This window comes from Rossellomorea sp. GAMAL-10_SWC (assembly GCF_049568075.1).
Taxonomy (GTDB): Bacteria; Bacillota; Bacilli; order Bacillales; family Bacillaceae_G; genus Gottfriedia.
Genome location: NZ_CP144911.1, coordinates 3,959,058 through 3,983,925 on the forward strand (window position 1 = coordinate 3,959,058; position 24,868 = coordinate 3,983,925).

General features: G+C 34.9%; 21 protein-coding genes and 1 pseudogene. 3 read left to right on the forward strand and 19 right to left on the reverse strand.

Going from position 1 to position 24,868, the window contains the following annotated elements; genetic code table 11:
• Window positions 1–13: 13 nt before the first annotated feature.
• The 3 genes from gabT to V5E38_RS19230 all read right to left on the reverse strand — a co-directional run bounded on the left by gabT (window position 14) and on the right by V5E38_RS19230 (window position 4,546).
• On the reverse strand, window positions 14–1,384 hold the full coding sequence (gene gabT / locus V5E38_RS19220) for a PLP-dependent aminotransferase family protein (protein ID WP_499211178.1): 1,371 nt from the start codon (window positions 1,382–1,384) through the stop codon (window positions 14–16).
• 226 nt (window positions 1,385–1,610) lie between these two features.
• Entirely contained in the window at window positions 1,611–2,981 is a 1,371-nt protein-coding gene (locus V5E38_RS19225) for a putrescine aminotransferase (protein ID WP_387330620.1), read from the reverse strand.
• Between the two features lie 71 nt (window positions 2,982–3,052).
• Window positions 3,053–4,546, reverse strand: coding sequence for an aldehyde dehydrogenase family protein (locus V5E38_RS19230; protein ID WP_499211179.1), 1,494 nt, complete (start codon window positions 4,544–4,546; stop codon window positions 3,053–3,055).
• A 263-nt stretch (window positions 4,547–4,809) separates the two neighbouring features.
• Between V5E38_RS19230 and V5E38_RS19235 the strand changes: the two genes are divergently transcribed.
• Window positions 4,810–4,944 (forward strand): hypothetical protein, encoded by a 135-nt coding sequence (locus V5E38_RS19235; protein WP_286133375.1) that lies wholly within the window; start codon window positions 4,810–4,812, stop codon window positions 4,942–4,944.
• 25 nt (window positions 4,945–4,969) lie between these two features.
• Here V5E38_RS19235 and V5E38_RS19240 read toward each other — a convergent pair whose 3' ends face one another.
• The 5 genes from V5E38_RS19240 to V5E38_RS19260 form a co-directional block, all read right to left on the reverse strand.
• A complete protein-coding gene (locus V5E38_RS19240; RefSeq protein WP_499211180.1) occupies window positions 4,970–7,102 on the reverse strand; it encodes a sigma-54 interaction domain-containing protein in 2,133 nt (710 codons plus the stop codon).
• Between the two features lie 233 nt (window positions 7,103–7,335).
• Window positions 7,336–7,584, reverse strand: coding sequence for a biotin/lipoyl attachment domain-containing protein (locus tag V5E38_RS19245; protein WP_499211181.1), 249 nt, complete (start codon window positions 7,582–7,584; stop codon window positions 7,336–7,338).
• Window positions 7,585–7,700: 116 nt separating this feature from the next.
• A complete protein-coding gene (locus V5E38_RS19250) occupies window positions 7,701–7,985 on the reverse strand; it encodes an SAV0927 family protein (protein ID WP_499211182.1) in 285 nt (94 codons plus the stop codon).
• 20 nt (window positions 7,986–8,005) lie between these two features.
• A complete protein-coding gene (locus V5E38_RS19255; RefSeq protein ID WP_499211183.1) occupies window positions 8,006–9,304 on the reverse strand; it encodes a Glu/Leu/Phe/Val family dehydrogenase in 1,299 nt (432 codons plus the stop codon).
• Window positions 9,305–9,670: 366 nt separating this feature from the next.
• The gene (locus V5E38_RS19260; protein WP_025671631.1) at window positions 9,671–11,008 is read right to left on the reverse strand and encodes an APC family permease; all 1,338 of its coding nucleotides are present in this window, start codon (window positions 11,006–11,008) and stop codon (window positions 9,671–9,673) included.
• A 534-nt stretch (window positions 11,009–11,542) separates the two neighbouring features.
• Between V5E38_RS19260 and V5E38_RS19265 the strand changes: the two genes are divergently transcribed.
• Window positions 11,543–12,976 carry an APC family permease gene (locus tag V5E38_RS19265; protein WP_499211184.1) on the forward strand — a complete coding sequence of 478 codons (1,434 nt, stop codon included), beginning with the start codon at window positions 11,543–11,545 and terminating at the stop codon, window positions 12,974–12,976.
• 219 nt (window positions 12,977–13,195) lie between these two features.
• Here the strand turns inward: V5E38_RS19265 and V5E38_RS19270 are convergent, their stop codons facing one another.
• Complete coding sequence (locus V5E38_RS19270; RefSeq protein ID WP_499211185.1) at window positions 13,196–14,164, reverse strand: SIS domain-containing protein; 969 nt, start codon at window positions 14,162–14,164, stop codon at window positions 13,196–13,198.
• Between the two features lie 191 nt (window positions 14,165–14,355).
• On the opposite strand from V5E38_RS19270, the gene V5E38_RS19275 reads away from it, so the two are divergent.
• Window positions 14,356–15,084, forward strand: a complete 729-nt coding sequence (locus tag V5E38_RS19275) for a UTRA domain-containing protein (protein ID WP_499211186.1) — start codon at window positions 14,356–14,358, stop codon at window positions 15,082–15,084.
• 496 nt (window positions 15,085–15,580) lie between these two features.
• On the opposite strand, the gene V5E38_RS19280 is transcribed toward V5E38_RS19275, so the two are convergent.
• From V5E38_RS19280 to kamA, 10 genes and pseudogenes are all read right to left on the reverse strand, one after another.
• Complete coding sequence (locus V5E38_RS19280) at window positions 15,581–16,549, reverse strand: SIS domain-containing protein (RefSeq protein WP_499211187.1); 969 nt, start codon at window positions 16,547–16,549, stop codon at window positions 15,581–15,583.
• Window positions 16,550–16,585: 36 nt separating this feature from the next.
• Window positions 16,586–17,368 carry a sugar phosphate isomerase/epimerase family protein gene (locus V5E38_RS19285; RefSeq protein ID WP_499211188.1) on the reverse strand — a complete coding sequence of 261 codons (783 nt, stop codon included), beginning with the start codon at window positions 17,366–17,368 and terminating at the stop codon, window positions 16,586–16,588.
• Between the two features lie 56 nt (window positions 17,369–17,424).
• The gene (locus V5E38_RS19290) at window positions 17,425–18,267 is read right to left on the reverse strand and encodes a carbohydrate kinase family protein (protein WP_499211189.1); all 843 of its coding nucleotides are present in this window, start codon (window positions 18,265–18,267) and stop codon (window positions 17,425–17,427) included.
• A 13-nt stretch (window positions 18,268–18,280) separates the two neighbouring features.
• Window positions 18,281–19,003, reverse strand: coding sequence for an amino acid ABC transporter ATP-binding protein (locus V5E38_RS19295; protein WP_499211190.1), 723 nt, complete (start codon window positions 19,001–19,003; stop codon window positions 18,281–18,283).
• Window positions 18,990–19,652, reverse strand: a complete 663-nt coding sequence (locus V5E38_RS19300; protein ID WP_499211191.1) for an amino acid ABC transporter permease — start codon at window positions 19,650–19,652, stop codon at window positions 18,990–18,992. Before V5E38_RS19300 ends, V5E38_RS19295 begins: the two co-directional genes overlap by 14 nt.
• Before the next feature lie 98 nt (window positions 19,653–19,750).
• Window positions 19,751–20,569, reverse strand: a complete 819-nt coding sequence (locus V5E38_RS19305; RefSeq protein WP_499211192.1) for a type 2 periplasmic-binding domain-containing protein — start codon at window positions 20,567–20,569, stop codon at window positions 19,751–19,753.
• 420 nt (window positions 20,570–20,989) lie between these two features.
• Window positions 20,990–21,241, reverse strand: a pseudogene (locus V5E38_RS19310) (family 1 glycosylhydrolase); the annotation flags it as partial.
• Window positions 21,242–21,460: 219 nt separating this feature from the next.
• Entirely contained in the window at window positions 21,461–22,939 is a 1,479-nt protein-coding gene (locus tag V5E38_RS19315) for an amino acid permease (protein ID WP_499211193.1), read from the reverse strand.
• Between the two features lie 127 nt (window positions 22,940–23,066).
• Entirely contained in the window at window positions 23,067–23,345 is a 279-nt protein-coding gene (locus V5E38_RS19320; RefSeq protein WP_098429402.1) for a YokU family protein, read from the reverse strand.
• Window positions 23,345–24,775 (reverse strand): lysine 2,3-aminomutase, encoded by a 1,431-nt coding sequence (gene kamA / locus V5E38_RS19325; RefSeq protein WP_056474596.1) that lies wholly within the window; start codon window positions 24,773–24,775, stop codon window positions 23,345–23,347. The genes V5E38_RS19320 and kamA overlap by 1 nt, the downstream gene beginning before the upstream one ends.
• Window positions 24,776–24,868 lie beyond the last annotated feature (93 nt).

Here is a 24,868-nt window from a genome sequence, read left to right on the forward strand (position 1 = left end):
TCTTTAATTTGGCTCATGAGTTTACCTCCAATTGTAATTCTGGTAGTAATACAGCTTCAATTGACTCCCTTAAAATATCTAGTCCCTCTTCAAGCTGTTCATCTGTAATCGTTAGTGGCATTAACAAACGAATAACATTGCCAAAGATACCCGCGCTTAACAACATTAACCCTCTATTGTTAGCTTCTTTTACAATCTTTCCAACTGTCACTTTATCTGGTGTTTTATCTTTCTTATTTGTTACAATCTCCATTGCACACATTGCGCCAATTCCGCGAATATCACCTATTTGTTCAAACTGTTTAGCCCACTCATGCATTTTCTCATTAACTTTTTCGCCGATTACGACAGCTCGCTCATTTAATTCTTCTTCCTCAATGATATCGAGTACTGCTAATGCTGCACGACATCCAAGTGGACTTCCAGAGTATGTTCCACCTATTTCTCCGGCATCAGAAGCTTCCATAATTTCTTTTCTACCGATAACACCACTAATAGGTACTCCTGCACCCATTGATTTTGAAATTGTCATTAAATCAGGCTCAACTCCAAAGTGCTCAATTGCAAAATATTTACCTGTTCTAGCAAAACCAGTTTGAATCTCATCTGCTACAAATAATATTCCATATTGCGTACAGATTTCTCTGACCCTTTTTACAAAATCAAGATCAGGAACAATAAAGCCACCTTCACCTTGGATTGGTTCCATTACGACTGCAGCAATTGTTTCTGGTGCAACCTCTGCAATCAAAAACTGTTCAAATTGTTCAATGATAAATTTACTATATTCTTTTTCATCCATTTGATCTGGACGACGGTAAACATATGGATATGGTGCTTTATATACTTCAGGAGCAAATGGTCCAAATCCATATTTGTATGGCTTAACTTTACTTGTCATCGTCATTGTCATTAATGTTCGACCATGGAATCCTCTAGTAAAAGAAATGATTCCTTGACGCTTTGTATACTTTCTAGCAATTTTCACTGCATTTTCAACAGCTTCTGCGCCACTATTAAAAAATGCTACTTGTTTTTCAAAACTTCCAGGTGAAAGATCTGCTAATCTTTCTGCAAGCTGAATATAAGATTCATACATCATGACATTAAAGCCTGTGTGAATATAATCACCAGCCTGAGCTTGAAGCGCCCTTACTACTCTAGGATGAGAATGGCCCACATTTATTGTTCCAATTGCACCTGCAAAGTCAATAAACGTATTACCATCAATATCCTCAACTAATGCACCCTTTGCTTTTTTTACAAATGCTGCACTATTATTACTAATCCCTTTTGGAACCACTTTATTTCTTCTAGCAACCAACTCTTGTGATTTTGGTCCTGGAATTGAAGTTTGGATTTTAACGAATTTTCGATCTGCCATAATTGCACCATCCTATCTATAATGATTTTTAAGTCGATTAACACAGTTCTAAGAATCTGATTTCAGACTGATTGAAAACGCTTGTCTTTCTAGGCGCGAAGCCTGAGGAGGAGCGGAGTTACCCTAAACGGTAATGAGCACCGTAGCAGGCGAAGCAACGAAGAAAGCGAGCGTTTTTCAACAGTCTGAGCATGTCATGATTATCGGTCATGACATGCTGAAAATCTTAAACTTCAATAGTAGATAAAATTTCTTTAAATGCACTTACTACAGTATCAACTTCTTCATAGCTAATTTTTAAAGAAGGCTCGATACGAATTGTTTTTGAGTTAATTAATGTACCAGCAACTAGGATCCCTTTATCAAACATTCCCTTAGAAACTTCATAGCCAATTTCATCTTGATGGAACTCGATTCCAATCATTAAACCTTGACCACGAATTTCTAAAACTTTGTCTTCATGTCCTTTTGCTGCTTCTTTTAATTGATCTAAGAAGTAAGCCCCAACTACTTCTGCTCTTTCAGGTAATTTTTCTTCAAGAAGCACACTGATTGTAGCAATAGCAGCTGCACATGCTAATGGATTTCCACCAAATGTTGTTGTATGCATAAATGGATTTGGGAACCAGCTTTTGAAAACTTCTTCTTTTGCAACTACTGCTCCAGCTGGCATAACTCCGCCACCGAATGCTTTCGCAAGACAAATAATGTCTGGAACCACTTCATATAAATCAGCAGCAAACATTTTACCAGTACGTCCCATACCTGTTTGAACTTCGTCAAAAATTAATAGAGCTCCGTACTCATCACATAATTCACGAACTTCTTTTAAGTAGTTTGGAGGAGGAAGAATAATTCCACCTTCACCTTGAATTGGCTCAAGTATAACTGCTGCAACATCTTCGCCTACTAAAGAGCAAGTTTCAAATGTTTTTCTCATCATATCAATGTCACCAAATGGAACATGGCGGAATCCAGGAATTAACGGTAAAAATGGTTTACGGAACATACCTTTTGCAGTACCAGATAAAGAACCTAAGCTTTTTCCGTGGAATGCACGTGTAGTTGAAATAAATGTACTGCGCTCACTATACATTTTTGCAAGCTTTAATGCTGCTTCTACGCTTTCAGTACCACTATTTGTAAAGAATGAGTATTTTAAATCACCAGGTGTAATATCTGCTAAAATTTTAGCAAGCATTGCACGTAATGGATCTAATAAATCTTGGCTATGAAGTGCCTGTCTTTTTAACTGATCTGTAACAGCTTTGATAACTTTTGGATGACGGTGACCAACATTATAAATTCCAAATCCGCCTAAACAGTCAATATACTCTTTACCATTTACGTCTTTAAAGCATGAGCCGCTATCAGACCATTCAACAGATGCAAATTGACCGCCTTCTGTAACCGTTTTGCGGTAAGCAAGGAAACCTGGATTTACATGTTCTCTAAAACCATCAACTGTTTCCTTAGTGATCCACGCAGCGTCTTCTTCTGTAACAGTCTCTTTTTCTATTAAACTTAAAACCTTATTAATGTACTCGGTTACATTTTTTTCTTCACTTTTTAATTCGTTTTTTAAATTGATACTCATTTTGTTCACTCCTATAGTCGTTTTATCTATTTTTATCTTTCCTATATGTCTCTTCTTAAAACTGCCTAAAATTATTCTGCAAACCATCCAATTGGTTCAACTTGTAAGTTAATGTTAATTTGTTTAATTTCTTGGAATTCTTCTAGTCCAAATGTACCTAGGCTACGCCCTACACCGCTTTGTTTGTAGCCGCCCCAAGGTGCTTCATTGTATGTTGGGTGGTATGAGTTAATCCAAGTAATGCCTGAACGTAGCTTTTTAATTACCCTTAAAGCTTTCGCTCCGTCTTTACTAAAGACAGCACCCGCTAAACCGTATACAGTGCCATTTGCAAGTTTTAACGCTTCTTCTTCAGATTTAAACTTTTGAATACATACGACTGGACCAAAAATTTCTTCTTGGACAATGCGCATATTTTGTTCAACATCTGCAAAAACAGTTGGTTCAACAAAATAACCTTTTTCCAAACCATTTTTTTCGATTCGATTTCCACCACAAGCAAGTCTCGCGCCTTCTTCTTTACCTATTTGTATATAGCTTAAAACTTTTTCTAAATGCTCTTTACTAACTAGAGGCCCCATTTCTATTTCAGCTACATCCCCAGGACCTACTTTTATTTTCTCGGCACGTTCTACAAATCGCTCTACGAAGCGATCATAAATTGATTCTTCGACTAAAATTCTTGATCCAGCCGAACAAACTTGACCTGAACCTGCATAAATCCCAAATAGAGCATAATCGACAGCCGTTTCAAAATCTGCATCTGCAAAAATGATATTCGGAGATTTTCCACCAAGCTCCAGTGATACTTTTTTCATCGTATCTGCCGCTGTTTTCATGATATGTTTGCCTGTTTTTGTTCCACCTGTGAATGAAACCATATCAACATCAGGGTTGGCAGCGATTTCATTTCCAACTACTGGACCAGCACCCATAACCATGTTTGCTACACCTTGTGGAAGACCAACCTCTTCAAAAATTTCAAATAATTTCTTTGGAGTCACTGGTGTTACCTCAGAAGGTTTGAAAACAATTGTATTACCTGCCGCTAGTGCTGGAGCAATTTTCCATACACTCATTAATAATGGATAGTTCCAAGGAACAATTAATCCACATACTCCAATTGGTTCGCGAACAACCATAGCCTGCATAGGATCTGCTACATGGTAAGTAAAACCATCTGGCTTTGTAATTAATCCTGCATAATAACGGAAACAAGCTGCTGCATCGGCTACATCAAAACCCGCCTCACGATTTGTTTTTCCATTATCTAATGTTTCAAGTTTAGTTAGTTCTTCTTGGTACTCTTCTATTTTGTCTGCAATTTTAAATAAGTAAGTTGCTCTTTCTTGAGCAGATAAATCAGACCATCTTCCATCATTGAATGCTTTACGCGCAACATCAATTGCTTCTTTCGCATCTTCAACCGTTCCTTCAGGAGCATATGCAATGACTTCTCCATTTGCTGGGTTAATAACAGGGCGTTTCTCATGATTGCTAGAATCTTTCCATTCGCCATTAATAAACATCTTTAAATCAATTGTTTTAAATTGAACATCGACCATTGTATATAAACCCTCCTTAAATTCTTAACAATTTAATATTTTGCAAGAACCGTGCCAACTTTAATACACCTAATTTATAAAGGTTTTACTTCAATAACCTGTACATTATTATTCAATTTTGCATAACACTATTACACTTTGCATAATCTTTGAAAATCGTAAAAAATCTACGATCATTAAACGTTTTTAAAACTATTTCTGTAAAACGACATATTAAGAAAATTCATTGCATAGGCTAGAACACCATGAAAGGAGGAATTATTATGTTGCTTGCAGGAACTTGCATTGCGGTTGGACTCATCATCATATTCATGGCATTTAGTCTCTCGAAGGACCAAGTTAGTATGACTGAAGTAATTAATAGTAATGTTGAAAATATAGGGGATTTAGAGAAATAAAAAAAACGCACCCTGTGCGTTTTTTTTATTTAAATGACATAAAGTCACTATTCATATTCTTTTCATTCATTATTTTTTGATACTTACGACTAACCGAGGACTGACTAATGCCTAAAACCTGTGCAGCCTTCGTTGTTGTTTTATATTGCTTCATCGCAAGTACAATAAGTTGCTCCTCAACATAATCTATCGCTTCTTGGAGAGGAATTACTTTATTTATGACTGGTTTAGATTTATTAAAGTCATAGCTATTTGGTAAGAATTGATTAACATCCTCTGCATTAATAATTTGATCTTCTGCAGAGACGACTAATCTTTCTATAATATTTTGAAGTTCTCTGACATTCCCTGGCCAAGAATAAAATTCTAATACGTTAATTGCATCTGGAGTAAGATGAAAACTCTTATTATACTTTTCATTTAATTGCTGTAAGAAATGGAAAGCTAATAATGAGACATCTTCAATTCTTTCTCTTAACGGTGGAATATTTAAAGGTATAACATTTAAGCGATAATACAAATCCTCCCTAAATGTACGTTCTTCAACCATTTTTTCTAGTCTTTTATTTGTAGCTGCAATAATTTGCACATTTACTTTAATTGGCTTTGTACTTCCAACTGGAATTACTTCTTGTTCTTGAAGGACTCTAAGCAGTTTTACTTGTAAATGCAATGGCATTTCACCAATTTCATCTAAAAATAAAACACCTTCATCTGCTTGCTTAAAATAGCCTTCCTTATTTTGATCTGCTCCTGTAAACGATCCTTTAATATAGCCAAAAAGCTCACTTTCCAGAAGATTTTCAGGTATTGCACCGCAATTTAATTTTAAAAACGGTTTTGAAGAACGGTTTCCTAATTGATGAATAGCCTGTGCAATTACTTCCTTCCCTACACCAGACTCTCCATGCAGTAACACGGTGGAAGAAAAATCAGCAATTTTTTTCGCTTGGTTGATGATTTGCTCCATTTTTGGACTACAGTAAATTAGTTTTTTAACAAAACGATCCTTGCTCTTTATATCTTCAAGCTCCTTTTTATATTGCTCAGAAATCTTCTTCATTTCTTTTAATTCCGTTTTAAGGCGTGAAGTTTCTGTAATATCTCTAGAAGCAATAATAATACGTTCAATTTCCATATTCTCATCAAAAACTGGGTTTCCTACCGCAAGTACTTTACGTCCATTAATTGCTTCTTGAACAATTGAGACTTTCTTCTTTTTTTCTAACACTAGTTTTGTAACAGATGGCGTAAAAAGTCCTTGGTTTTCGAATTCTAAAATACTCTTTCCAAGTAGTTCCTTTAAATCTACATTCCAAAATCCAGGAATTATATTTTCACTGTAACGGAGTAGCTCACCTTTACGATTTACTACAAGTATTTCATCATAAATACTCGATAAAATAGCATTTAAATCTTTATTTAAATCTTTTACATATTCTATTTCGGAGGCCATTTCTTCAACCATTGGGAGATCTTGTACGACAATGACGACTCCTTCAACCTCGTTATCAACGAAAATTGGGCTATAATCAACAAGAACACCCATATCGTCACTTATTTGAATCTGATTAAGAATTGTTTTACCTGTCTCAAATACATTATCAACTTGTTCACCGCTAAAAATAGTTTCTGCTTTTATATTAATTACTTTTTCTGATGTTGATTTAATCATTTTCAACCCAGCATCATTACAATTTACAATTACTTTATTTTTATCTACTACAAATGTTCCCATCGGTATCGATGTTAAAATGCTCTTTAATAAATCCACACTTTTATTTTCTTGTTTGAAAAGCTCCGCTAAAATATCTTCACGAAGTATGTAACCAATTGGCATATCTTCCTCTTCTTTTACAATCGAGATCGGTTCACCAATAATTTGAAATAGAGTAGTTAATGAAATTTGCTCACTTAAGCGACTAACACTATTTATCGATTGAGAAGAACTAGTAATCTTTGAGATTGCTATACTTTTCTTTTTATTACTACTTTGAGTAATATTATTTAATTGAACATAACCAAAAATCTGATTTTGTTTACGTAAGAATAAAAAGGGTTCATTTATATTGGATAAATCAATTTCATCATTTTCTTTAAATTGATCGATATCTATTGTGATGACTGGTCTAATTTGTTTCTCATTTATTGATAACATTACTTTCCCCCCTTATGTCTAAACCATACTACATTCCTATTTTAGCAGAATTTTTTAATTTATCGTAAAAATCTAAAATTATAATTTACTAATCTATTCAACATAAACAAAAAGAAAGGGCAGTCTCTTAAGTCTATTCGACCAGAGACACCCTTTATTTGTTAGAAAAGAGAAACCGTTAAGTGAGCCAAAGTTGTCATTTGTACATCCTCGATTTCTAAATCACACTCTATTCAATCGCTAGCGGTGACAAACAAATCCTCTTTAACATACGCAAGAACCATTCCAGGAACTATTTTGTCTCCATTTGAGACCTCCAATGAAACAACTTCACCACTTATTCCTTGATGAATAACTTTTGTAATTCCATCTGTAGTTTTAATAAAGAATAAAGGCTCCCATTCATATATTCTTGAATCTTTCTGAATAGCAGTCTCTTCAACTGTTCCATGGCAGTCACTGACAATGACTCCATAATACATAAAACTCACTCCTTTTTTGCTCATTAAGAATGTATATATTTGCAGCGAAGAAAGTGATTCGCATTTGTCTTTAAGCTCGCCAATCATCAATCATTCTTTAAAAATAATTCCTGGTATTATAACTCGCAAATGTGTTTAGATGGTAAAACCATGCTAAAGAAATTTTGGATTTCTAAAATATCCTCTTCAGCAATACCTAATTTAGGAGCCCAATAATGTTCAGAATAAAGATCTTCTAAACATAATAATGCCATTTTACTAGATTGAATTGATGTAACCATTGATTTTCCATAAAAGTGGCTTGAAAAGGCAATTGATAAATCATATCGATTGTTCTGCGTTAATAAACAATAATGGTGTACAAGCTGTTTTTCCGTTGATTCAGAAATAATATCAATCATTCTAGATCTCTCCTTTTGTTTTAAAATTTTACCCAACCTCTCAAGCGACAAGCTTCAGCGATTTTACGAATTCCTTCAATATAAGCTGCTATTTTCATGTTTACATTATATTTTTGTGATGTTTTATAAACCTTTAAAAAGCTATCTGTCATTTTTTCTTTTAATCTCTCATCTACAGTACTCTCAGTCCAATAATAACCTTGCATATTTTGACACCATTCAAAATATGAAACAACAACTCCACCTGAGTTAGCTAAAATATCAGGAACGACTAAAATCTCTTTTTGATCAAGAATTTCTAGGGCTTCTTTAGTAGTCGGTCCATTTGCTGCTTCAACAACAATCTTGCATTTCAATTTATCCGCATTACGGTTGTTAATAACCCCACTTATTGCGGCTGGAATTAAGACATCACATTCTTTTAATAATAACTCTTGATTTGAAATCGCATGTTTAAATAGGTTAGAAACAACTCCAAATGAATCGCGATTGTCTAACAGATATGGAATGTCTAAACCTTTTGGATCATAAATTGCTCCGAGTACATCTGAAACTCCTACAACCTTTGCTCCAGCTTCATGTAAGTATTGTGCCAAGTAGCTACCAACATTTCCAAATCCCTGAATAATAACCTTCATATTTTTAATCTCGATTTTCTGTATTTCACTAATTAACTCGAGAGCATAAAATACTCCTTTTGAAGTTGCCGTCTCACGACCTACAGAACCTCCTAAAGTTATAGGTTTACCAGTAATAAAGCTTGGTGAATCAAACTCTCTAATATGGTCATATTCATCTAGCATCCAAGCCATTACTTGTGCGTTTGTATACATATCAGGCGCTGGAATATCTTTAGTAGGTCCTACAATTTGGCTTACGGCTCTTACATAACCTCTACTTAATTTTTCTAGCTCATTCATACTTAATAGTCTTGGGTCACAAACAACCCCACCTTTTGCTCCCCCATAAGGTAAATCAGTAATACTACACTTTAAACTCATCCATCCAGCTAATGCTTTTACTTCCTCTGGCGTTACGTCAGGATGAAATCTGATTCCCCCTTTTGTAGGTCCTAGTGCATCGTTATGTTGAGCTCGATATCCTTGAAATACTTTTGTCTCACCATTATCCATTTGAACGGGAATACTAAATTCTAAAAATCGCATTGGTGTTTTAAGGAAATCAAATACTTGACTCGGGTAATTCATTATTCCAATTGCTTCATTTAACGTTTCTCTAAACTCCTGGAGGGAATCATCTATTTCTACCTGTTCACTACTCGTTTCATTTTGTTCTACTTCGGTTAAATTTGAACTCATTTTCTACACCTCATTAGTTATTTTAAAAATTTAATAGCAATTCCTGTGCCAACTTGAATTCATATCATTATTTTGTGAAGTGATAAAATAGACATAGGCTTATTAGAAAGGCAATTACAAGACTTTATCTATTTTTTTGAAAGATCCTTTTTAGTGTTTTTGTCCTTCATTAGCCTAAATGGTCCTTTAGTGAAAATATGATTGAATGCATGAATTATTCAATTTTGCATTAATCATTATTCAAAATTGAATTACTTAAAATGCATTATCAAAGAAAAGAGAAATGCGAACCAAATATTCCAGAGTAGACACAAAAAAAGTCACAAGGTGTAAATTTCCTAGTGACTTTTCTTCATTATAAGTTTACTACACAGCAGCCTCTTCTTCATATTTAGGAGGTGCAATTTGGAATGCCTTAGTTAGATAAATTAGATATAATAATCCAACGACGAACCAAACTGTTCCCATTATTAGGGAGCTTTTTTCAATGTTAAACCATAGAATTGCTACTGATCCGGCTCCAATTAAAGGCAAAAGCAAGTATGAAAAGAAGCCTTTGACTGATCTATGCTTTCCGCGAATGTAAAAATGGTTAATGACTGATAAGTTAACAAAAGTAAATGCCATTAATGCTCCGAAGTTAATTAATGAAGTGGCTGTTACCAAGTTGAAAAAGATTGCTGATAATGAAATCACACCAACGAAAATTACGTTAAATGCTGGTGTTTTCCATTTTGGGTGAACAAATCCAAACCATTTATCTGGGAAAACTTTGTCACGCCCCATTACAAATAACAAACGTGATACACTCGCATGTGAAGCCAATGCAGAAGCAAGTGTATTAATAAAAGTAATGCATAAGAAAATTGACTGAAATAATTTGCCACCTACATAGAGTGCAATCTCTGGTGATGCAGCATCTGGATGCTTAAATCTAGATATGTCTGGGTAGTACAATTGAATGAAAAATGATGTAACCGTGAAGATTACGCCTCCCCAAAGAGCTGTGTAAAGAATTGCTTTAGGAATTGTTTTTGCAGGGTTTATTGCTTCTTCTGATAAAGTAGAAACAGCATCAAATCCTAAAAATGAGAAGCAAAGGATTGTTGCACCGGTTACTAATGTACCAAAATGCATTCCTGCATTAAAAAGTGGTTTAATACTAAAGCCGCCATATCCTTCTCCATGATGTAAACCTTGGATTACTAGAATGATAAAGACAACCATAATCGCAAGCTGGACTAATACAAAGAAGGTATTGAAGTTCGCCAGCATATTTATACTTCTTAAGTTTAAGAAAGTAACTAGTCCTACAAACCCAACTACCCATATCCAGGTTGGAACATTTGGAAAAAGTGCATTTAAGTAAATTTTCGTTAACAAAGCATTTACCATAGGTAGGAACAAGTAATCTAGTAATGATGACCAGCCAACTAGAAAACCTAAGTGACCACTGATCGCTTTCTGGGTGTATGTGTATGCAGACCCAGCTTCAGGAAATACTCTTACTAACTTGCCGTAGCTAACAGCTGTAAATAACATTCCTATTAGAGCTACTATATATGCACTTGGTACGTGACCATTAGTTACATCAGAAACAATTCCAAATGTGTCGAAAACAACCATAGGGGTCATATAGGCCAACCCCATCATAACTACTTGCCATAACTTTAAGGATCTTTTTAACTGTGTTTTATTTTCCACCTATCATATCCCCTTCGTTTTTTAGATTAAGCGCTTTCACCGAAATAACCACTTCCTTATAATTCTTACTTTTCCGACAGAAACCTCCTTTTTTTGAATATTTAAATAAGTCTAGTCTTTTTCTAGAACTGCAAGTTTTATGCCAAAATATTAATTTTTTGTAAACGTTATAAAGAACAGCTACTATTGCTTTGAAATTAGTAAGTATTAATAGAAGAAACGAATTTCTTATCACTAAAATCTACTTTTATAATCAGCCTGGTCGTTATTCAGTCCTGCATACATTATTCAAGACCTCATAGTATTTACTACTTTTTTATACGAATCTCTTTAAATTACTCACATCTATTAGACTGGCACGGAAGTTGCATTATTAACGATAAACTACCACTCTGCCCAATTTTAGGTACGAGAAAAATATGTAGATTTTTTTCCCAGTCGATAATAAAACTTTTAGTTAATTTAATCTGACTAACTATGAGTTTAATTATAAGAAAATTCTGTAAATTTATTCAAAATTGGAGGAGATGATTTATGAGTAAACAAGGTATTGATTCAGATGCTTTACAATCGTTTAACTACAAACAGGAATTACAGCGATCATTAAAATTTTTCAGTTCATTTGCAGTTGCGTTCTCGTTTATCTCAATTACAACTGGTATTTTTAGCTCTTATAGTCTTGCTTTAGGAGCAGCCGGACCTGCTGGAATTTGGACATGGCCATTTGTCATGGTGGGACATTTACTTGTAGCCTTAATATTTGCAGATTTATCGAGCAAAATCCCTTTAAGTGGCTATGTATACCAATGGGTTAGTCGTTTAACGAACCGGGGATTTGGTTGGTTTACAGGTTGGGCAGCGCTATGTTACTTAATTATTGTTGTACCTACTGTTGATTATGGTGTAGCGCCAATTTTTCTTGATTTAATTGGTATTAAGAGTACGACTACAGTTCTTACAACCGTCGTGTTAATAACAATCATTATACAAGCATTATTAAATATTTACGGAGTAAGGATTGCTACAATCATTAATAATTCAGCTGTCTATACAGAAGTAATCGGATTTATAGGCATTATTATTATTTTAAGTTTTGTCTTATTTTTCAAAGGAGCAGATTTTTCATTATTAACTTACACTGCTCACAAGGTTGGCTCAAATGGAAGCTATTTAACAGCATTTGTACTATCAGTCGTAATGGGCTCTTATACATTAGTAGGCTTTGAAGCTGCGGCAAATTTAGCAGAAGAAACAGTGGATGCTAATAAAACCGTACCTAAGGCCATCGTTTACTCAATGTTACTTGCAGGTGTAATTGGATTTGTATTCTTAATCATTGTTACTTCTGGAATTAAAGATATTAATAGTATCATGGCTTCTGCTTCCCCTATTTCTGATATTTTACAATCACGTTTAGGCACTGCAGTCGCTGACTTCTTCCTTGCATTAGTTATTGTGTCAATTTTTGCTTGCGGATTAATCATTATGGCTTCTGCTTCTCGACTTATTTATGCTCTTTCAAGAGACAATGTGTTTTTCGCTTCAAATGTGTTTAAAAAGGTTGATAAAAAACACAATGTACCGTACAATGCGATAATTTTAGTTTCTGTACTAGGCATTATTGCTGTATTCTATTTCGGGAAACTATCATTATTAATAGGTACTTCGGCGGCTCTTCCGGCCATAATTTACTTAATTACTGTAATCTCATACGCTACTAAAATTAAGACCTTACCAGATACAGATGGTTTTAAGTTAGGAAAATGGCGACTACCTGTGACGATCCTTGCGATTATTTGGTTAGTATTTGAAGTTGGTATTTTAACACTCCCAAAAGATTTCCTACCAACTACTAAAGTAATCCTTTACTTATTTCTTGCTGGAATAGTTATTTACTGGACTCTATTCAGATCCAGAATACAGGAAGGGAAAATTGGTATTAATTTAGAGAAGGATTTAGATATATAAAGTTCAGACTGTTGACAAACGCTCGCTTTCTTCGTTGCTTCGCCTGTCTGCGGTGCTCATTACCGATTAAGGTAACTCCGCTCCTCACCAGGCTTCGCGCCTCGAAAGACAAGCGCTTGCAATCAGTCCGAAACTCAAATTTTTTGTACTTTGTTTACTCAAAAAAGCCGATGCTCCTTATAATAGAGGAGATTGGCTTTTTATTAACTAAAAAATTGATTAGTATTCTAGCTTCCACATATATCTTCTTTTTGTTAACGGATGATTTCTAACTTTAGCTAGCTGCTCTGCATACACTCGTAAAACACCAGAAATTAAAATTGGATTGAAGTAATCTACAACTTCTTTTGAAATGACAGAACCTAAACCAAAATCTTTTGCATCCACCAAAGTTGTTTTAGCTTCGAATCGATTTAAGAATTCAAGTGCGCGAGAATCCATATCTCTTGTTCTACCATCATTCATCAATAATAAGAATGGTACATCCTTGTCTACAATTTCAAATGGTCCATGGAAGAATTCACCATCGTGGAATGTTCCTGAATTAATCCATTGCATTTCCATTAGTAGGCAGATTGAGAAGGAGTACGCAACTTCATGCGTTGCGCCGCTAGACATTACATAAATCACTTCGTCGTCTTTATAAGCTTTCGCAAAAGCTTGAGCTTGTGGAAGAGCTGTAGCAACAGATTGTTGAATTAAATCGTAAATATTATTGAATCCATCTTGCATTTTCTCATAATATTCGTAGCCTTCAAATTGATTCAAGATTTCAACTGCTAAGCCTAATACATTTGTCATTTTTTCCATTTTTGCTGCATAATTAGCTGCCCAGCCATGGTAGACTACATAATCAGCATCCTTTGTGATTGCCGATTCTTTTTCATATGTAACGGCAATTACATGTGCCCCTAGTTCTTTTGCTTTTGTAGTTGCAGTAACTGTTTCTGGAGTTGATCCACCTAGTGAACATGTAATAACGATACTTGTATCATCTACAGAAACTGGAGTTGCATAATTAAATTCATTTGCAGTATAAAGACTGACACGAAGTTGTTTAGCATTAGCCTCTAAGAAATATTTTGCTGGATATAATTCCGCCTTTGAAGCACCACATCCTACAAAAAATACACTTTTAATTTCTGGCTGCTTTTCTTTAATTTGAGAAATGACATAATTCAATTCCATTTTTATCCCTCCGCATATTATATGATATATCATTATATAACGTTATAGTAACGGATATATCATATAAAGTCAATAACTATTCTGAAAATTATTAATCTTACATAAATAGAGTGAATTTGTTATATACATGAAAACACTTTCATTATATAATATTATATAATGACTTATCGCTCGAAAGGACCATATAACAAATGAAACTAAATAATTCAATTTCAACGCCTTTATATGATCAATTAAAACAAATAATTAAGGACTCCATCTTGCAAGAAGTCTACAAACAAGGTGAGAGACTTCCGAACGAAACAGAGCTATGTGAAATCTATGGTGTTAGCCGAATAACAGTTAGAAGAGCCATCCAGGACTTAACCGATGAAGGTCTACTAGAGCGCAAACAAGGAAAAGGTACATTTGTCATGCGATCTAAAATTGCAAGAGAATTAGTTTCGGTTGATGGTTTTACAGACTTTAACAAACAATTAGGTAAAAATCCTTCGAAGCAAATTCTTGTTTGTGAGGAATTGAAAGCTACTCCTAAAATTGCAGAATCGCTTCATATAGCAGTTAATACTCCTGTATTAAGGCTTGTTCGATTGATGTTTATTGATGACTACCCTTTTACACTTGATGAAACTCACTATTCCTTAGAACGTTTCCCTAACTTAACAAGTCACTTCCTTCAGAATAGTTCAACTTATGAAGTACTAAAAAAGATATATAACGTCGATATGAATTCTTGTACTACCCATAAAGTTATCACTGTAGTGCCAGCTGGAAAGCTTGAAGCAGAACATTTAGATTGTGAACTTGGTGAAACTTTATTTAATATTGATAAAACTGTTTACGATGAAAATAAAGTCCCAATCCATACTTCTAACTTTAAAACACGCACTGAATTAATTGCTTTAACAATTACAACTTAAAGTGTAATAAAAAGACTTCTCTGTTGATGACAGAGAAGTTTTTTATTGTGTTGAATAAAATCGTCAATATTGAAAAATTAAAGGGAGTGTGATTTTTACATATTCAAGAATGGTTTATGAGTATGTAATAAAGCGTGAATATGAAAATAACTTACTTACAAAGAGGTATGAGGACGTGTTGAAGCATATTTACGAAAACAACTTCCTCATACGGGGTTCATGAGAAAGTATTTAACCATATTTTTGAAAATAACATCGAGATCTGATTAATTTTAATTGATTTTGTTCAGTAATAATCAATCCGCAATCAAATTAATTTTTATTCTGTTTGGTATTCGTGCTACTCACTCGAATTTCTTTCTGATTAGTGGCCTTATTTGCAGTTATGGCTTTTTTATTTGCACTTCCACATTTTTCGAAACACACCTTCATTTCACCACGCCAAACAGGCATCGCTATATTCGATGCCTGTTTCGCTTCATTATAGAATGAAAGATTAGTATTCTAGTTTCCACATATATCTTCTTTTTGTCAGTGGGTGATTACGTGCAATTGATAATTGTTCTGCATATGTTCGAACTACACCAGTAATTAGCATTGGGTTAAAGTAGTCAACTACTTCTTTTGCAATGACTGAGCCTAATCCAAAGTCTTTCGCATCAACTACAGTCGTTTTTGCATCGAAGCGATTTAGAAATTCTAGTGCTCTTGAATCCATTGCTCTTGTTCGGCCATCATTCATTAGCAATAAGAATGGTACACCTTTGTCTACGATTTCGAAAGGTCCGTGGAAGAATTCGCCATCATGGAAGCTTCCTGAATTGATCCATTGCATTTCCATTAATAAGCAGATTGAAAAAGCATATGCAACTTCGTAAGTTGCACCACTAGACATTACATAAATATTTGGTTCATCTTTATAAGCTTCAGCGAATGCTTTTGCTTGTGGTAGGACCGTCTCTACCGATGATTCAATTAGAGCATAGATTTTTGAAAAACCATCCAGCATTTTATTGTAGTACTCGTATCCTTCAAATTGGTCAAGAATTTCAACAGCAAGACCAAGAACCTTTGTCATTTTTTCTAATTTAGCTGCATAGTTTGCTTCCCAGCCATGGTATACAACATAATCAGTATCTTTCGTTATAGCAGCATCCTCAACATGTGTAACCGCAATCACATGTGCTCCCAAATCCTTTGCTCTTGAAGTGGCTGTGACAGTTTCTGGAGTAGTGCCACCTAATGAGCATGTGATGACGATACTCGTTTCATCAACGGAAACTGGAGTAGCGTAATTAAATTCATTCGCTGTAAAAAGGCTTGTGCGAACTTGCTTCGCGTTCCCTTCTAAGAAATATTTTGCTGGATATAAATCCGCCTTTGATGCACCACAGCCTACAAAAAATACACTTTTTATATTTGGCTGTTTTTCTTGAATTTGTTTAATTATGTACTTTAATTCCACTTGTTTCTCCTCCAATAATGTTAGTTTGTCTAGCTTTTACATAAATTGTTCAAAAGCCTTCATATTTCTAATGTCATGACTAGCGGGATCTTTAAAATACCTAGCGTCCGTAATTTCTTGTGCTAAATAACCTGTATAGCCATTCTTTTTAAGCGTCATTAAATATTCTTTTAAGTTGTGAGTACCGTCACCCCAGATAAGATGTCCATAAGGATTTCCATCTACAAAGTGCATATGGACAATATCGTTACCAAAAGTATCAAACCAGTCCTGCAATGTTTCACCTGCTACTCCCATTGCTGTCGTATCGATGAGAATCTTCAAATTAGGATGGTCAATTTCATCAAACATTCTTTTTGCATCATTAACGGTAATTACAAGATTAGATTCCTCTGGACGTAAACTTTCCAGCGCTAACGTAATTCCTTCACGTTGTGCTACATCAGCTAACCTTGAGAGCATCTCTCTGGATCGTTTCCAAGCTTCTTCACGATCTTCATCATAGTAGCCCCATCCTGAATTACACTGCATGATTGGACAGCCTAATTCAGCTGTTGCTTTAATTCCGTTTGAAAAATATTGAAAGCTTTTTTCAAAAATTTCTGGTTTGGAAGCTGCAAACTGATATTGATACATACAGTTTTCTGGTGTGAAGACCTTTACTTCCAAACCTCTTGAGTTAATTTTTTTCTTTAGTTCTTTGCAATCAGAGTAATTCATTGGATCTAAATAATAGTGGGGAACACCTGTCCAAAACTCCAGGCTGTTAATTCCTGCTGCCACTTGAGCATCCAAAAAATATTCCAATGAGTAGCGCATATAATGGATATTCATCCCGGCTATTTGTTCCCTACTTATTAATGGCGTTGTACCCATTAGTCATAAACCTTCCCATATCCAAAAGAACCATCTACTAGGCATTGCTTTGAAGAGAAGTCAGCTGCTATTGCAAGGCTGTCGGTAATGATTTGATCTTCATCTAAAATGCCATCATTTAGTTTGTTTAAGTAGTTCACCATGAAACTAGTAATAAAGGAATCACCAGCACCCATCGTGTCAATTGCTTTTACAAGCTTTGGTTCCTGTATATAGAATTTAGTTCCATTAAATAATAGAGCCCCTTTTTCTCCCATGGTGCATAGCACCAATTTGCATCCCATATTTGATACATTTAACATAAGATTAAGCATATCATCTAATGTTAAATGACTACATGAAAAGTAGGCGTAATCCACTAATGGAGCGATTTCGTTTATTTTATTCACCGTAAAATCAGATGAAAAATCGAAGCCAATAGGAACACCTAATTCTTTAACTTTTGGTAACTCCTCTTCTGCAAATCCATATAATCCTGAGTGTACTAAATCAAATTCTTTAATATAATTTAAATCTTCAACCGTTAAATTTAACCCTTGTTCCCTTAATACTCCACAGCGATTACTCCCTATAAATACTCGATCTCCGTCTTTTAGGTTTACTCTTGCACAGCCGTTTTCGCCTTCATAAACTCTGCTATGACTGATGTCTAATCCTATTTGATTAATGCTTTCCTGCACATGTTCAGCTTCTTTATCTGTTCCAAATGCGCCTAGAAATGCAGCATCTACGCCAAGCCTTTTAGCGTATACCGCGAAATTTAATGCATTTCCTCCGGGATACATCGTGCGAATATGTTCATATTTGTCTACAACATTGTCACCTAGTCCTATTACTTTCATCATTTAACCTCACTTATAATACCTTTGATAAGAAATCAATTGTCCTTGGGTGCTTTGGATTTTCGAAAAATTCCTTCGGGTTGTTTTCTTCTAAAATTTCCCCCTGATCAATGAACAGAATCCGGTCACCCACTTCTTTTGCAAATCCCATTTCGTGCGTAACAACGACCATGGTCATTCCTTCTTTTGCGAGTCCCTTCATTACTGCCAAAACCTCTCCAACCATTTCAGGATCCAAGGCAGATGTCGGTTCATCAAACAACATAACCTCTGGTTTCATAGCCAGTGCTCTTGCGATAGCGATCCTCTGTTGCTGACCACCAGACAAGGATGATGGATATGCTTCAATCTTCTCTAGTAGACCGACCTTTTTTAATAACTCTATTGCTAAACTCTTTGCTTCTGGCCCCTTTAACCCCTTTACTTTAATTGGAGCGTGGCAAATATTTTGAGAAACATTTTTATGTGGGAAGAGGTTAAACTGCTGAAAAACCATTCCCATTTTTTCTCTTACTTTGTCTATATTTACCTTCTTGGCTGTAATATCTTGCTCATTTACTAAAATGTTCCCGCTTGTTGGTGTTTCCAATAGGTTGAGACATCTTAGGAATGTACTTTTACCAGAACCAGAAGGACCTATTACAACAACTACTTCTCCCTTTTTAATTGTTACATCTATTCCTTTTAAAACTTCACTTTTTCCGAAGCTCTTATGTAGATCATTAACGACGATCACTAGTCTTCAACCTCCTTTCAACAATCCCTAGTAATCTCGACAAAGTAAATGTCAATACTAGGTAGCCAAGAGAGGCTACTAGAATTGGTTCTAATCCTAATGCCGTATTTCCCCTAACAATAGTCGTTTCATACATTAGCTCAGCTACTCCGATAACTGATACGATTGAAGAATCCTTAATACTTCCAATAAATTGATTACCTAGTGCAGGCAAGATATTTTTGAATGCTTGAGGCATGATAATATCAAACATTGCAGTTCTTTGACTCATCCCTAAACTTCTTGCTGCTTCCATTTGACCTTTGCTAACTGCTTCAATACCAGAGCGAATCGTTTCTGAAATATAGGCAGCGGCATTAAGCGATAAAGCGATTGCACCTACCGCCAAGTCTGGTATATCCATACCGCTAAAAAGAGCAGGTACACCAATATAAATAATGTAAATTTGAGCTAGAAGTGGTGTACCTCTGATGAATTCTACATAAATGTCTCCGATTAGTTTAACAACTTTATATTTAGAACGTCTTAATAATGTTAAAGCAACGCCAAGGATACTTCCTAAAACAACCGCTATCAACGCAAGAATGATTGTTATATAGATTCCTGTTATAAAAAATTGATAATAGGTTCCAAGGAATGAAAAATTCAAGTGACTCCCCCCTTTTGAATATTGTTTTATATGTGATAAACGGTATGATCAAAAATTTTAGAAAAACGCTTTCATTTGTCTTATATTTTGAAGTTAGTTTAATTTTGTTTTACTTTCGACATTGCATCAGTTAACCATTTTTCATAATCAGGCTTTGTTCTTTCGATCGTTTTATTAACTGCATTCACTAATGCTTTATCTGAGCCATTAGGCATTGCAATCGCTGCACCAGCTGTATCGTCATCAAAAAGAAGTTCTGTTTTCGCTAAACTAGGATTACTTTTTACAAGTAGCGTAGCAGTTGGACGGTCTACTAAAACTGCGTCTACTTTTTTAGCAGCTAAGTCCATTGCTAATTCAGTTGATTTTCCTAATAGTTTTAAATCAGCATTAGGAAATTGCTTTTCTACAATTTGTTCTTGCACAGAAGATTTAATTGCAGCAATTTTCGCATTTTTTAAGCTATCATTCGTCTTAAACTTTTCCAATTCACTTTTTCGAACAATCATTACATGTCGATCCTTATAGTATACGTTCGAAAAGTCAGCATTCTTTTCTCTTTCTTCTGTTGGGCTCATAGCCGAAATAATCATGTCAATTTTTCCACTTTGAAGAGCAACTAATAAACCATCAAAGTCCATATCTTTTATTTCATATTTAACACCTAAATCTTTAGACACTTGATCTAGTAATTTAATATCAGAACCAATAATTTTATCTTTTCCGCCATCAACAGTATGGAATTCATAAGGAGGTGTTGCTGCCATCATCCCAACAACAATTTTGCCTTTTTGCTTAATGCCTTCAAGCCCCGATTTTGATGCTGTTTTTTCAGCTGCTCCACAACCTGCCAATGAGATCGCAAGTAAACCTGATAATGCAATACCGCTTACTTTTTTAACTAATGCTTTTTTCATCTCTTTATTCCCCCTTAGTAGTTTAGTAGAATTTTTTACTTACATAATATACTAATACCATCCAAAACATATAATAACGTTATATAACATTATATTAGTGAATAAGTCCCATAAAGTCAATGATATTTCTGAAAATTTTTAATTAAAAGTCTATTAGAGCTATTAAGATGCTTATATAAGAAAAAACTGTTGATAATAACAACAGTTACTTGTTTTTTTCTTCTTGTAATACGTTGTAATTTCACTACGAAACTTGCTATTAATATTGATAGAATTACCTATTCTTAATTAAGGAACTACATAGGGGATCGATTTAGTCTGTTCATTTTTAAGTTTAATAATGGAAGGAAATAATAGATTAATATAAAAATAACGTACATATTCATTTACAAATATGTACGTTATTTCTTATATCTTTCATTAATCAAGTTGTTCCCCATTAGTTTGAATAACATTTTGGTACCAGTAAAATGATTTTTTCTTTTTGCGCTCTAAAGTTCCGCTTCCATCATCTTGTTTGTCTACATAAATAAAGCCGTAACGTTTAGACATTTCACCTGTAGACGCACTTACTAAGTCAATGCATCCCCATGGAGTGTAACCCATCAGTTCGACGCCATCCTCGATTGCTTCACCGATTGCCTCAATATGACTACGTAGGTAATCTATTCTGTTAGTTTATTCCAAATTATTCAGAAGAGGAATGACTGAGTACTCTCCGTAGTCTGTTAAAACTGTAGCTAATTAACTTAGTACTTCTTCGATCTATATCAAATATAAATGATACCGAATTTTCAGATAAAAAAAAGAGATGCTAATTCAAATACGAATTACATCTCCAAACAATTTACTATTCAATTAAAAGCTAGATCTTAAATATGTTGTTCACACTCACTTCTCCAAATCACACTCATTAAGCTGAACAATTTTTGTTCTTTTTATTAGTTTATAGCCAATCCATAAAACAAGGAATAATGGCAAACCTATATATGAAACAAGTACACCGTTCCAGTCAATTGCTTTGCCCATAAATGCTGAATAGTTTTGTCCAAGAATAACGACCCCACATAGTACGAAAGCAAATATTGGTCCGAACGGGAACCACTTTGCTTTATACGGTAGCTCATTTAAATCCTTCCCTTGTGCTACGTAAGCTTTACGGAATCGATAATGACAAATTGCTATACCAAGCCAAGCAATAAAACCAGACATACCTGAAGCATTCAGTAACCAAACGTAAACAACTCCATCACCGAATAGTGAAGCTAAAAATGCTAATGTACCGACTGCCGCTGTAATGATTAATGCATTAACAGGTACACCCCTTTTATTTAATCTACCTAATGCTTTTGGAGCTTTCCCTTGACGAGCCATATCCCACAGCATTCGAGCTGAAGCATACATTCCTGAGTTTCCAGCTGATAAAACCGCCGTTAAGATCACTGCATTCATTACAGACGCTGCAAATGCAATGCCAGCTTTATCAAAAACTAGCGTAAATGGACTAACAGCTACATCTCCACTTGCTAGATTATGATTTGTATATGGTATTAGTAGACCTATTACAAATACAGATAATACGTAAAATAATAAAATACGCCAAAATATTTGGCGAGCCGCACGAGGAATATTTCGCTCTGGCTCCTCGCTCTCCCCAGCTGCTACCCCTAATAACTCGGTACCTTGGAAAGAAAATCCAGCTGCCATAAAAATTCCAAGCGTCGCCATGAATCCTCCATGAAAAGGAGCATCACCAACTGTAAAGTTTTTAAACCCTACTGCTTCTCCACCAATAATGCCAAAAATCATTAAAAATCCCGAAATTAAAAAAATGATGACTGTAACAACTTTTATAATAGAAAACCAGTATTCAGATTCCCCAAACCCTTTAACAGACAGATAGTTTAACAGAAAGATAATAACTAAAAATAATGAACTCCATAAGAGTGAGGAAGTATGTGGTAACCAGAATTTCATAACCATTGTAACTGCAGCTAATTCAGCTGCTATCGTAATTGCCCAGTTATACCAGTAATTCCAACCAAGTGCAAAACCAAGTGCAGGATCAACGAATTTTGTTGCGTATGTACTAAAAGATCCGGCAACTGGCATATATGTAGCCATCTCAGCAAGGCTTGTCATTAAAAAGTACACCATTATTCCAATCGCTATATAAGCCGCGAGAACACCACCTGGTCCAGCATTATGGATTGCACCTCCACTTGCCAAAAATAGACCTGTTCCAATTGTTCCTCCTAGTGAAATCATTGTAATATGACGGGGTTTTAATCCACGCTTTAACTCATGAGGTATAGAAGGAATATGATTCTCAGAATCAATGACTGTTATTGTATTTACCGTATTTTTCATTAAAATACTCCTTTTCAGTCGTTTTTTGGATTCGTTAATTTTCTGATTTTTTTAACATCCATTGGCAGGATTAGGAAAAAGTTTGAACATTAGAGAAAATGAGAAGCGACTATTCGCTTCTCATTTCTTACTTGGAAAAATCAAAATAATTCTTCTTTAATAATCTTTGTTGCTCGATCAACTCATTATATGAAGTTGTTTTACCAAGCAGCTTTGTGTTAATTAAGTATAATTGCTCCTCAATTGCACCAACAGTATCATCTGTTTGATATGTTATTTTACAATCTAAGCAAATGATACATGGTGTTTCTTTAATCTCAATTGCCTTCGTACCATCAGGAAGTTCCCAGTAAACCGTATTTGTTGATTCAACTATATTAGCTGATTCACACCACTGACATTTCATCATTCAGCGTCTCCTTGCGCACTTCCTACTAGTTTTTCACTTACTTGGATTTTTGTAAGCTGTGCTTGGAATTTCTTTTCTTTTAACTCGTCGCGTTTATCGCGCTTATCTTTCAATGAAGCATGCTCTGGGTTTGTTGCATATGTTTTACGAACTTCCATACGTTGTAAACCTTCCGGTACAAGATTGAATTTTGTTTCATTCATCAATCCTGCGATTCCTGCATTGGAACGTTTTTCATCCATATTAGGATAAATTTCTTTAAAGTATGCTTCTGCTCTACCTGGTACGTAATTTTGTGGTTCCGGATAAGTAGTAATTACACCTTCAAAATTACGAAGAACAACTTTATCAGCACTTTGAGAAATTAAGTAATTTGGTTGAAGAGAAATTTTTCCTCCGCCACCCGGTGCGTCTACTACAAATGTTGGTACTGCATATCCAGAAGTATGGCCGCGCAATCCTTCCATAATTTCTAAACCTTTTGAAACAGGTGCACGGAAGTGTCCAATACCTTCTGATAAATCACATTGGTAAATATAATACGGGCGAACACGAATTTTAACTAAATCATGCATTAGCTTTTTCATAATTGGTACACTGTCGTTAATTCCAGCCAAGATTACAGCTTGGTTTCCTAACGGTACACCAGCATTTGCAAGCATTTCACAAGCTCGTTTCGATTCTTCTGTAATTTCAATTGAAGTATTAAAGTGAGTATTCAACCAAACCGGATGATATTTTTTTAAGATATTACAAAGATTTTCAGTAATACGTTGTGGGAATACTACAGGTGCCCTTGTACCAATACGGATAATTTCCACATGTGGAATTTCACGTAAATTTTTTAAAATATACTCTAGAATATTATCGTTAATTAAAAGACCATCTCCACCTGAAATAAGTACATCTCGTACTTGAGGATTTTTGCTAATGTAATTAATAGCAGCATCAAGCTGTTTCTTTGGAACTCCCATTCCAATTTGTCCTGAGAAGCGACGTCTAGTACAGTAACGACAGTACATTGAGCATTGATTTGTTACTAAAAATAGTACACGATCTGGATAACGATGTGTTAAACCTGGAACAGGAGAATCTTCATCCTCATGAAGAGGGTCCTCTAAATCATACTTAGTTTTATGAATCTCCGCAGAGATTGGAACTGATTGCATACGAACTGGACAACGTGGGTCATCCGGATTCATTAACGATGCATAATATGGGGTAATGTTTAGTGGAATTGTTTTTGTCGCAATTCGTACCCCATCTTCTTCGTCAGGCGTGAGGTTAATTATTTGCTTTAACTCATCCAATGATTTGATGGTATTTGTAAGTTGCCAAACCCAATCATTCCATTGTTCCTCTGTTACATCTTTCCATAATTCAACTTCTTTCCAATGTCTTTTTGGAGCATAGACCGCATTTACCATACTTACATCCCCTTTCAAACTGTTTGTTTTAATATATAGCAAGAGCCGTGCCAAAAATTTACAATTATTTAATAAAAACGCCACAAATATAGA